The sequence below is a fragment of the Nocardia sp. CY15 genome, assembly GCF_009829295.1.
GTDB classification, from domain to species: domain Bacteria; phylum Actinomycetota; class Actinomycetes; order Mycobacteriales; family Mycobacteriaceae; genus Nocardia; species Nocardia sputi.
Genome location: NZ_VUOT01000005.1, coordinates 1 through 11,978 on the forward strand (window position 1 = coordinate 1; position 11,978 = coordinate 11,978).

The following is an 11,978-nucleotide window of genomic DNA, read 5'->3' on the forward strand; positions in this document are numbered from 1 at the left end:
CGTGTCGGTGCGGATGATGATTTCTTCGCTTTGGGTGGTAACTCGTTGTTGGCGACGCAGGTCGCGGCGCGTATCGGCGCGGCGCTGGATGCGCGTGTTCCGGTGCGGGTGCTGTTCGAAGCCTCCACCGTCGCCGGACTGGCGATCAAGGCCGAACGAGGCGCAGGCCGCGAGCGCACGCCGCTGGTCGCCGGGCCGCGCCCCGACCACATCCCCCTGTCGTTCGCGCAGCAGCGCATGTGGTTCCTCAACCAGTTCGACACCTCGGCCTCGGTCTACACCATCCCCGCGGCGATCCGCCTGTCCGGCGACCTGGACGTGGCCGCATTGCAGCAGGCCGTCGCCGACATCGTGGCGCGACACGAGATCCTGCGCACGATCTACCCGCAGACGCCGGACGGCCCGGTGCAGCGGATCCTCGCGCCGCACGAAGTGCCGGTGGAGCTGGCTCCCGCGCAGATCGGCGACGAGCACGTCGCGGGCGAAGTGCAGCGGGTCGTCGCGTCCGGCTTCGACGTGACCACCGAGGTGCCGTTCCGCACAAAGCTGTTCCAGCTAGAGGGCCCCGAGTACGTACTGGTTTTCGTCGCGCACCACATCAGCGCCGACGGCTGGTCGATGGGCCCGCTGACCAGGGACCTGATGCTGGCCTACGTGGCGCGCAGCGGAGGACGGGAGCCGTCCTGGGCGGCGCTGCCCGTCCAGTACGCCGATTACGCGCTGTGGCAGCGCGAGGTGCTCGGCGCCGACGACGATCCCGAGTCACTCGCGGGCACACAATTGGCCTACTGGACGGCCGAACTCGCAGACCTGCCCGACGAGCTGAACCTGCCCGCGGACCGCCCGCGCCCGTCCGCCCAGTCCTTCGTGGGCGGCAAGACCGGTTTCGTCGTCGACGCCGACGTGCACGCCGCGCTGGCGGGTCTCGCGCGGCAGCACAACGCCACGTTGTTCATGGTCGTGCACACCGCGTTCGCCGTGTTCCTGTCCCGTTTGTCGGGCGCCGACGACATCGCCATCGGCACGCCCGTCGCGGGCCGCGGCGAAGCCGAAATCGACGACCTGGTCGGCATGTTCGTCAACACATTGGTACTGCGCACCCGAGTCGCGCCCGGTCTCGGCTTCACCGAACTGCTTACCGCCACCCGGGAAACCGATCTGCGCGCCTTCGCCAACGCCGACATCCCGTTCGAGCGGCTGGTCGATGCGCTCGGCCCCGAGCGCTCGGCAGGCCGCCATCCGCTGTTCCAGGTGGCGTTGTCGTTCGAGAATCTAGCCGCCACCAGCTTCCGACTACCCGGCCTGAGTTTCACCGCCCTCGACCCGGCCGCCGACACCGCGAAGTTCGATCTGCTGCTGACCATGCGCGAGCAGCGCACCGAGTCCGGCGCGGAAGCCGGTCTCGCCGCCGAGTTCACCTACGCCCGCGACCTGTTCGACGAGCAGACCGTGGTCGAGTTCGGCCGCAGGTTCCGTCGCGTCCTGGCCGCCGTGGTCCGGCATCCCGCCGCCGCCGTCGGTGATCTGGAGATCCTGGACGACTCCGAGCGCGCCGACCTGATCGCCCGTGCCGGCGCACCGGCCCTGCCGCCGCGCACGCTACCGGAGCTGATGGCCGCCGCCGTCGCCGCGAACCCGGCCGGAATCGCCGTGGTCGCCGACGGCCGCACCTTCAGTTACGCCGAACTGGACGCGGCCTCCGCGCAATTGGCGCGCGCCCTGATCGACCGCGGCGCGGGACCGGACGTGCTGGTCGCCATCGCGATCCGTCGTTCGGTGGAATCCGTGCTGGCGCTGTGGGCGGTGGCCAAGACCGGTGCGGCCTTCGTCCCGGTCGACCCGACCTATCCTGCCGACCGCATCGCCCACATGGTCGCGGATTCCGGAGTGACCCTCGGCGTGACGCTCACCGCCGAGCTGGGCAACCTGCCCGTCCTCACCGGTGGCGCCTGGGTCGCGTTGGACGACCAGGACTTCACCCTGGACGTCGCCGTGCGCTCGGACCAGCCGCTGCGACCCGGCGAACTGCGCGGGACATTGCGTGCGGGCAACGCCGCGTACGTCATCTACACCTCCGGCTCCACGGGAACGCCCAAGGGCGTCGTGGTCACCCACGCAGGCCTGGCGAACTTCAGCGCCGAACAGGTGGAGCGTTACCGGCTCGACCGATCGACGCGGGCCTTGGCGTTCGCCTCGCCATCGTTCGACGCATCGATGCTGGAACTGCTACTCGCGCTCGGTTCGGCGGGTGGGCTGGTGGTGGCGCCGCCACTGACCTTCGGCGGTGAAGAACTGGCCGAGCTGATCCGCGTCGAGGGCGTCACGCACGCCTTCCTCACTCCATCCGTGCTCGCCTCGCTCGACCCGGACGCGCTGTCGGGGATGCGGGCCATCGTGGCGGGCGGCGAAGCGGTGCCCGTCGATCTGGCGGCCGAGTGGACGGGTGCGCCGGAGCGCGCCTTCCACAACGGTTACGGGCCGACCGAGACCACCATCATGACCAATATCAGCGACCCGCTACAGCCCGGCGAACCGGTCACGATCGGCGGTCCCATCCGCGGCATGCGGTCGCTGGTGCTCGACAGCAGGCTGCGTCCGGTGCCGGAAGGCGTCACGGGCGAACTGTATCTGGGCGGCATCCAGCTGGCGCGCGGCTACCACGCCCGGCCCGGTCTCACCGCCGCTCGGTTCGTGGCCGACCCGTACGCCGCGCCGGGCGAGCGCCTGTACCGCACGGGCGACCTGGTGCGCTGGCGTCGGTCCGGTGCTGCCCCGGTTCTGGAGTACGTGGGCCGCAACGACTTCCAGGTGAAAGTGCGCGGCTTCCGCATCGAACTCGGCGAGATCGACGCCGCGCTCGCGGCTCAGCCCGAAGTCGGCTTCGCCGTCACGCTGGGACGCGAAAGCCGTTCCGGTGCGACGATGCTCGTCTCCTATGTGCTGCCTGCCAAGGGCGCCAGCGTCGACCCGGCCGCGCTGACCGAGCGGATCGGGCGCACGCTGCCGGAGTATATGGTGCCGACGGCGATCGTCGTGCTCGACGCGATCCCGCTGACGCCGGTGGGCAAGCTGGACCGCAAGGCGCTGCCCGAGCCGGAAATGGACGCCCGCGCCTACCGTGCGCCGCGGACCCCGGCCGAACTGGTGATCGCCGAGGTGATCGGCGCGGTGCTCGGCGTCGACCAAGTCGGCCTGGACGACGACTTCTTCGCCCTCGGCGGCGACAGCATCATGTCCATTCAGGTGGTCTCGCGCTCGCGCGCCCGCGGCGTCATTTTCTCCCCGCGTGACGTCTTCGAATGCCGTACGGTGGCCGCTTTGGCCCGCGCGGCCGCGGTAGAGGGCGGATCCGGCGACGAGGCGGGCGAACTACCGCTCACGCCCAACGCGGCCCGGACGGTGGACGAGGGCATCGAGGTGCGGGCCATCGCCCTCGACGTTCCCGAGACCTGCTCCGTCGACACGGTGCGCGCCGCGGTGGCCGCCGTGCTCGACCAGCACCCGATGTTGTGGGTGCGGGTGCGCAACGACGACAAGGGCAGGCCCGTGTTGCGCATCCCGGCTGCCGCCGAGCGCACCGGTGAGGCGTTCCGCCGGCTGGATCCGCAGCGCGGCGAGACCTCGCTGCCCATCGACGACGTGGTGCAGGCGGCCGCGGCCGCGCTGGATCCCGAAGAGGGTCGCAACATCTACTTCGTGCTCACCGGTGATCCTGGAGCCCGCTCGACGCTCATCGTCGTGGCCAGCAGCCTCGTGGTCGACGACGTCTCCTGGCGGACCGTCGTCGACCAGCTCAGCGCGCGATGGAATCGGGCGCGCCATGCCGCGCCCGCGACCCCGGAAACCGGCCTCGGCACGCTCATCCGTGCGCTGTCGGCCAAGGCGCACGATCCGGCCACCCTCGCCGAAATCAATTGGTGGCGACGGGCGCTCGGCACCGTCCCGGAAAGCGCGGGAACCGATGGACGTGATCTGCGCGCCCGCAGCCGGGTATCGCTCACCATCACGGCGGAGGGCGCGGCGGCCGTCGCCGCTGCCGCCGAGGCCTACCACGCCGGGGTGGACGACATCCTGCTCACCGCGCTGGCGCTGGCCCTGCAGACCTCGGCGGGGGAGACCGTCACGCGCGCGATCGGTTCGGTCGTCCGGCTGCCCGCCGACGGTCGGACGGCCACCCATGCCGACGCCCAGAGCATGGTGGGCGGCTTCCTCACCGAGTATCCGCTTCCACTGCGGCTGACCAGGATCGACCTCGATGACGCCCTGATCGGCGGCCCGGCGGCGGGCACGGCGATCGCGCAGATCAAGGAGCTGCGGCGGTCGGTGCCCTCGCGCGGTGTCGGCTACGGCCTGTTGCGCCACCTCGATGCCGAGACCGCCGCCGAACTGCGCGGCCTCGGCCACGGCCGGTTCGCGCTGCGCTACCGGGATCTGCGCCCGGCGCGGGTGCACACCGACATCCCCTCCGACGAGCTGCTGCTGGTGCTGACCGTCGACGCCACCGACGAAGGCCTGCTGGCCCGATTCGACTTCGCCTCCGCCGCGTTCCGCGGCGAGGACGCGAAAACCTTCGCCGAGCACTGGATTCGCGCCCTGGGCGGCCTCGCCGAACACGGCCTGCGTCCGGACGCGGGCGGCTACACCCCGTCGGACTTCCCGCTGGTGCGGCTGAAGCAGCCCGATATCGATCGCTTCGCCCGCGCCTACCCGGACCTGTCCGACGCCTGGCCGCTCACCCCGCTGCAATCGGGCATGCTGTTCCACGCCCTGCTCGCCGAGAATTCGGTGGACGTCTACACCACCCAATTCGTGCTCGATCTCGGCGGCGCGGTGGACCCTCGCCGGATGCGGGCCGCCGCGCAGGCCGTGCTGGACCGGCACGACAACCTGCGCGTCGCCTTCGCCGACGACAGCGAGGGCAATCCCGTGCAGATCGTGCAGGATTCGCTCGAGGCGCCGTGGCGGCTGATCGACCTGTGCCAGCTGGAACCGGCCGCGGCCGCGGCCGAGGTGGAGCGGATCAAGGCGGCCGACCTGGCCGAGCACTTCGACATGCGGACCGCGCCGCTGCTGCGGTTCGCGCTCATCCGTTCCGCCGCCGCCCGGTACCACCTGCTCGTGACCAGCCACCACATCCTCATCGACGGCTGGTCCATGCCGCTGTTGATGAAGGACCTGCTCACCCTGTACGCGTTGGGCGCCAACTCCCGGCACCTACCCGCGGTGCCGTCCTACCGCGACTACTTGGCGTGGCTGGTGGCGCAGGACGCGGAGGCGGCCCGCGCCGCGTGGCGCGCCGCGCTGGCCGGTATCACCGAACCGACGCCGCTGGCTCCGGTCGATCCCGGCCGCGAGATCTCCGCAGGCGTCGGCGAGGTGGGGTTCGAGTGGTCCCCTGCCGACACCACCGCGCTGACCAGGCTCGCGTCGGGTCTCGGCGTCACGGTGAACACCGTTGTGCAGGCGGCCTGGGGTCTGCTGATCGGCCGCACCGTCGACCGCGACGACGTGGTCTTCGGCGCCACCGTATCGGGTCGCCCACCCCAGCTGGACGGCGTCGAGTCGATGGTCGGCCTGTTCCTGAACGCGATCCCCGTGCGGGTGCGGCTCGATCCGACCGGCACCCTGGGCGGGCTGCTGCGCCAGTTGCAGGCCGAGCAGGCCGCACTGCTGGAGCACCACTATCTGGGACTGAGCGACATCCAGGAAGCTGTTGGCGTGGAGGGCCTGTTCGACTCGCTCGTCGTGTTCGAGTCGTTCCCGGTGGACCGGGAGGGCCTGGACCAGGCCGGCGCCATCGACGGAATGAACGTCATCGGCGTCGGCGCGGCCAACGGCACCCATTACCCGTTCACGGTGATGGTGGTGCTGGACAGTCAGCTGCGGGTCTCGGTGAAGTACCTGCGCGACCTGACCGGAGAACCGGCTGCGACGGCGCTCGCGCAGCGGCTCTCGATGCTGATCGGTCGCTTCATGACCACCCCGCAGGCGCGCGTCGGCGACATCGACGCGCTGCTGGACGACGAGCGCGCCGAGCTGGCCGCGCGCAACGCCACCGACGTGCCGGAACTGCTCGACGAGGCGACGCTGCTGTCGCTGTTCGACGCGCAAGTGGCGCGCACGCCGGACGCGCCGGCGGTGCGCTTCGGCGACACCACGCTCAGCTATGCCGAACTCGACTCGCGCGTCCGGTCCCTGGCCGTCGAGCTGATGGGGTGGGGCGTCGGCCCGGAGACGCTGGTCGCCGTGGCCATGCGGCGCGGCATCGACCTCGTCGTCGCGATCTACGCGGTGTTGCGCGCCGGTGGCGGCTATGTCCCGATCGATCCGGACCATCCGGCCGAGCGCAGCGAGTACGTCCTCGACAGCGCCGCGCCGATCTGCGTCCTGACCACCACCGCGGACGCCTTCGACACCGCGACCGGTGTCCCGGTGGTCGCGGTCGATACGCTGTACCTGCCTCCCTACCAGGGCCTTCGGCCCCAGGATCACGTTTATCCGGACACCGTCGCCTACGTCGTCTACACCTCGGGCTCGACCGGTCGCCCCAAAGGCGTGATGATCACGCACCGGCAGATGGTCAACCAGTTCCGCTGGGCGCAGTCGGCCTACCCGCACGACGGCGGTGACGTGGTGCTGCACAAGACGCCGATCACCTTCGACATCTCCACCTGGGAGCTGTTGTGGCCACTGCAAACCGGTGCGTCGATCGTGATCGCCGAGCCCGACGGACATCGCGATCCGGCCTACCTGGCTCGACTCATCGTCGACAACGCCATCACCACGGTGCATTTCGTGCCGTCGATGCTGGAGGCGTTCCTCGACCCGGTCGCCGACCCCACCGCGCGGTACCCGTCGCTGCGGCGGGTGTTCGCCGCGGGGGAAGCGTTGTCCGGGGAGACCGCGGCGGCCTTCGCCGCCACCGCACCCGGCGCCGCGCTGGTCAACTGGTACGGACCCGCCGAGGCCACCGTGGTCACCGATCACCCGGTGCGCGACACCGCGGCGGCGGCGGTACCGATCGGCGTTCCGGTGGCCAACACCCGCGTGCACGTGCTCGACCGGCAGCTGCGCCCGGTGCCGCCGGGCGTGGCGGGCGAACTGTACGTCGCCGGAGTGCAGTTGGCCCGCGGCTATCTCGGCGCCGCGGCCCTCACCGCCGAGCGATTCGTCGCCCATGCCGGCGGCGCCCGGCTCTACCGCACCGGTGACATCGTGCGCTGGCGCAACGGAGCGCTGGAATACCTGGGCCGCAGTGACTTCCAGGTCAAGCTGCGCGGCCAGCGGGTGGAACTCGGAGAGATCGAGGCCGTGCTCGCGCGCCATGCCCAGATCCGGCAAGCGGCGGTCTCGGTGGTGCGCAGCGCCACCGGGGACCGGCTGGTCGCCTATGTGGTCGCCGCGCCGGGAGTGACCGTCGACGAGGCTGCCCTGCTGCTGCACGCCCGCGCCGCGCTGCCGTCCTACATGGTGCCCTCGGCTGTTGTCGCGCTCACCGAACTGCCGCTCAACGCCAGCGGCAAACTCGACCGCAAGGCGCTGCCGGCACCGCGACCGGCCGCGCGTCCGTACCGCGCGCCGGGCACGCCGTTGGAGCGGACCGTGCTGGAGGTGTTCGACGAGGTGCTCGAGCTCGGTGCCGGACAACGGGTCGGCATGGACGACGACTTCTTCGACCTGGGTGGCAACTCGCTGGTCGCCACCCGCGCGGTGAGCAGGTTGCGCACGCTCACCGGCGCCCAGGTGCGGGTGCAGTGGTTCTTCACCGATCCCACCCCGGCGGCGCTGGCGGCCCGGATCCTCGCCGCGCTGGCCGACGACCACGACTACGACCAGGACTCGAACGCGGCGCTCGGTGTGCTGCTGCCGATCCGGACCATGGTGCCGCACGACGTCGCCGCCGCGGGGCCGCTGTTCTGCCTGCATCCGATGTATGGATTGTCCTGGTGCTACGCAGGCCTCGCGCGCTATGTGCCCGCGAGCACCCCGATCTTCGGCCTGCAGTCGCCCGCGTTGACCGAAGAGGGCTACCTGCCGCGGTCGTTGACCGAGATGGCGCACCGCTACGTGGCCGAGATCCGCGCGGTGCAGCCGCACGGGCCTTACCGGCTGCTCGGCTGGTCGCTCGGCGGTGTGCTGGCGCACGCGGTGGCGACCGCGTTGCAGGCCGCGGGTGAGGACATCGGCCTGCTCGCCATGCTCGACAGTCACCCGGACATCGACGTCACGGATTTCCGGGCGGCGATCCGCGAGGCGCTGGCCGAACTCGGTATCGGCGCGGACGCCCTGCTGCCCGGCGACGGTGACATCCACGATCTGAGCGAGGACGCTCTCGCCGCGCTGCACGCCACCATCCCCCCGGACATGGCGGTGCTCACTCCCGACCGGGTCCGCCGGATCTACCGCAGCGCGGTGCGCTCGGCCGAGTTGATCGCCGAGCACCGCCCGGACGTTTTCCGTGGACGATTGGACTACTTCAGCGCGGCCGGTCACGACACCGCGGCCGCGGGCTGGCAACCCTACGTCGAGGGCCGGGTCGACGATCATCCCGTCGGCGTCCCGCACGACCAGATGACTTCGCCGGAAGCGCTGGCGCAGATCGGGCCGCGATTGTCCGAACTGCTGGATCCCCCCGGCTGGGAAATGACACGGAACCCGGGGCGGTCATGATCGACCCGCGACCGTTCCGGCATGATAGGGCAACGGTGCGGTAACGAAGTCCTCTGTTGTGACGACTACATAGGCCGTATGGTCGGGCGTGGTGTCCAGGGCATCCCCCGGCGCGTGGGGCATGCAGAGTGAATCTCGAGACGAAGCGAAGGTGCGAAAATTGATACGTCGACAGACCCGGCGCGGCGGCCTGCGGGCTGCGGCCGCGATCGCGGCAACCGCGGTGCTCGCGGGAGTGATGACCGGTCTCGGCGCGTCCAGCGCGACAGCTGACCCGATCATCGATTCCAAGACCCTGCTGGGCAACCCGGTCGCCCCGGACGGTTCGCGTATCACCAAAGCCGAGTACAAGGACGAGCGCAGCATCCGGTTGTACGTGTACTCGGCGGCGATGGACGAGAAGGTCATCATCGACGTCCAGCGCCCGGCCGACGCGTCCGTGCCGCGTCCCACGCTGTACCTGCTCAACGGGGCGGGCGGCGGCGAGGACGACGCCTCGTGGCAGGCGAAGACCGACGCGCTGGAGTTCTTGTCGGACAAGAACGTGAACGTGATCCAGCCGATCGGCGGCAAGTGGAGCTACTACACCGACTGGATCAAGGACGACCCGGTACTGGGCCGCAACAAGTGGAAGACCTTCTTCACCGAGGAGCTGCCCCCGCTCATCGACGGCGCGCTGGGCACCAACGGCGTGAACGCCATCGCGGGCCTGTCCACCTCGGGCACCACCGTGCTGGCGCTGCCGATCGCCAAGCCGGGCCTGTACAAGGCCGCCGCGGCCTACAGCGGCTGTGCGCAAACCAGTGACCCGGTCGGCTCCCAGTTCGTGAAGCTGACGGTCGAGACCTGGGGCGGCGGCAATACCGACAACATGTGGGGTCCGGAGGGCTCGCCGGACTGGGTGGCCAACGACCCGTACGTGAACGCCGAGGGGCTGCGCGGCCTCGACCTCTACATCTCCACCGGCAACGGCCTGCCCGGCCAGTACGACACGCTCAACGGCCCGTACACCCTTCCCGGCCCCTACGGCCTGGCCAACCAGATCGTCATCGGTGGAGTGATCGAGGCGGGCACCAACTACTGCACGAACAACCTCAAGAACAAACTGGAGCAGCTGGGAATCCCGGCCACCTACAACTTCCGCAACACGGGCACCCACTCGTGGGGCTACTGGCGTGACGAATTCCAGGTGTCGTGGCCCGTGCTGGCGAAGGGCCTCGGTCTCTGATCGCCGCGTAGCCGGTGCATACGGCCGGGAAATCCGGCTGACCTCCATCGACCGCCTGGTTGCGAACCGCGCAACCAGGCGGTCGGTCTTTCACGCGTCACCCGGTGCGTGTGATCAGACCCAGTTCTCGATCCAGTACTTCCAGATCCGCGGCGCGTACGCCTCCAGCGGCGGGACCCTGATGTCGGTGCCGGCCAGGGCCGCGCTGGTGTGCCTGCAATCGAACCAGCAGGCGAATTCGCTGTGCTCCAGAACGTCCAGCGGTACGCCGACCCGGGGCAGCAGCCAGTTGGCGCCGGGGACGCGCAACATCATGTCCAGGGTGCGCTTGGGCACCACCTCGACCAGGTGGGGCGCGCCCGCCTCGTCGGCGAACAGGTTGAGCGCGTCGACCGCGCTCTGCCTGCGCGGATCCACCAGGTGGTAGGTGATCTTGTCCGAACCGGGGCGGTGCGCGATGTGGTCGAGGGCACGGGCGACGAAATCGACCGGGACCATGTTGGTCTCGCCCAGCTTGGGCACCAGGACCGGCAGCAGCCTGGGCAGTTGCGCGCCCATGCGCAGCAGGCGGAAGAAGTAGTACGGGCCGTCGATCCGATCGATCTCACCTGTCCTGGAATGCCCGATCACGATGGACGGCCGGTAGATCCGCCAGCGCAGCGACGATTCCCGGACGATCCGCTCGGCCTCGAACTTCACCCGTTGCACCGGGGTGGCCAGTGTCTGGCCGTGATCGAACATGTCCTCGGTGAACAGGCCCTCGCTGGACCCGGCCACCTCCACCGTCGAGACGTGGTGCAGCAGATCGACACCCAATTCCTCGGCGACATCGACCAAGTGCCTGGTCCCACCGCCGCGTTCGGTGAGGTCGTAGCCGGCGGCCAAGTGGAAGACGTGCTCGATCTCGCCGCGGTGCCGGGTCAGCCAGCTCGGGTCGATGCCCAGCCCCGGGGCGCCCAGATCGCCGCGTACCGGACGGACGCGGTCGCCGCCCGCCCATTCCTGCGCGCAGCAGGCGAACCGGTCGGCCGAGGCGTCGCCCGGCCGTACCAGGACGTGGATGGCACCCTCGCGTTTCAGGAGCTCGGGGATGAGGAACCGACCGATGAACCCAGTTGCCCCGGTAACCAGGTAAGTCATAGCCGATGAACATAGTCGCCTGCCGGTCGGTACGTTCCGGCGGGCTGATCAGTCGGCGAAGACGGCCTTGCGCTTGGTGAGCATGGCGGTGGCGCCCTCGATGAAATCAGGGGAGCGCAGCAGCTCGGTCTGCCCCGCCTTCTCGGCGGCCAATGCGGCGTCGAGGGAGGTCAGCGTGGCCTGGTTCAGCGCCCGCTTGGTGAGTTCCAGCGCGCGGCGCGGCCCGGTCGCGATCTTCTCGACGCCGGCCTCGACCGCGGCATCGAGTTCGTCGTCGGGCACGACCGCGGTGAACAGGCCCGCCGCCGCGGCTTCGCGGGCGGGCAGTCGCTCGCCCAGCAGTGCCATCCGAGCCGCCAGGGGCCGGCCCGCCGCCGCGGCGACCAGCGCGGCCGCCCCGCCGTCGGGCATCAAGCCGATGTTGATGAACGCCAGCAGCAGGTAGGAGTCCTCGCTCGCGTACACCAGATCGGCGGCCAAGGCGATGCCGACGCCGACGCCAGCCGCGGCGCCCCGGATCCGGACGATCACCGGGACCGGCGCGTCGACGATGGCGCGCACCAGCCGATTGGCCGCGTCCATGACCATGTCCGAGGTGATGCCGCGGCGCGCCTCGTCCGCACTCGACGACAGATCGGCCCCGGTGCAGAAATCACCGCCTTCGCCGGCCAGCACGATCGCCCGCACCGCGCGGTTCTCGGCGGCCGCGAGGAAGGTATCCCCGAGGGCGACCATGGTGTCGTAGTCGATCGCGTTCTTCCGCTTGGGGTTGGTGATCGTGACCCGGAGCACCTTGCCGTCCTGGACCGCCGTGAACCGGGTCGCGGGGGCGGCCGGGGCCACGGAATCGTTGGTGCTCATGTTCGCTCCTAAGCTGCAATTCGGCGGACGGCGGGCTGTGAATGATGGTTAACTTTGCGAATTGTGGTTAACTTAGGTT

The 11,978-nt window shown here is 70.2% G+C and carries 4 protein-coding genes; 2 read left to right on the forward strand and 2 right to left on the reverse strand.

The window, feature by feature from the left end; translation table 11 throughout:
• Together GVY39_RS09405 and GVY39_RS09410 are read left to right on the forward strand one after the other, a co-directional pair.
• On the forward strand, window positions 1–8,670 hold an 8,670-nt coding region (locus GVY39_RS09405; RefSeq protein ID WP_159989293.1), incomplete at its 5' end, for a non-ribosomal peptide synthetase.
• Window positions 8,671–8,908: 238 nt separating this feature from the next.
• Window positions 8,909–9,898 carry an alpha/beta hydrolase family protein gene (locus GVY39_RS09410; RefSeq protein WP_159922842.1) on the forward strand — a complete coding sequence of 330 codons (990 nt, stop codon included), beginning with the start codon at window positions 8,909–8,911 and terminating at the stop codon, window positions 9,896–9,898.
• Window positions 9,899–10,012: 114 nt separating this feature from the next.
• Here GVY39_RS09410 and GVY39_RS09415 read toward each other — a convergent pair whose 3' ends face one another.
• Together GVY39_RS09415 and GVY39_RS09420 are read right to left on the reverse strand one after the other, a co-directional pair.
• On the reverse strand, window positions 10,013–11,038 hold the full coding sequence (locus GVY39_RS09415; protein ID WP_159922702.1) for an SDR family oxidoreductase: 1,026 nt from the start codon (window positions 11,036–11,038) through the stop codon (window positions 10,013–10,015).
• A gap of 48 nt (window positions 11,039–11,086) precedes the next feature.
• Entirely contained in the window at window positions 11,087–11,899 is an 813-nt protein-coding gene (locus GVY39_RS09420) for an enoyl-CoA hydratase (protein ID WP_159922704.1), read from the reverse strand.
• Window positions 11,900–11,978 lie beyond the last annotated feature (79 nt).

What these genes read in the sequence shown, in the direction of transcription:
- GVY39_RS09410 (WP_159922842.1), top strand. Translation starts at nt 8,909, where the DNA reads ATGACCGGTCTCGGCGCGTCCAGCGCGACAGCTGACCCGATCATCGAT.
- GVY39_RS09415 (WP_159922702.1), bottom strand. Translation starts at nt 11,038, where the DNA reads ATGACTTACCTGGTTACCGGGGCAACTGGGTTCATCGGTCGGTTCCTC.
- GVY39_RS09420 (WP_159922704.1), bottom strand. Translation starts at nt 11,899, where the DNA reads ATGAGCACCAACGATTCCGTGGCCCCGGCCGCCCCCGCGACCCGGTTC.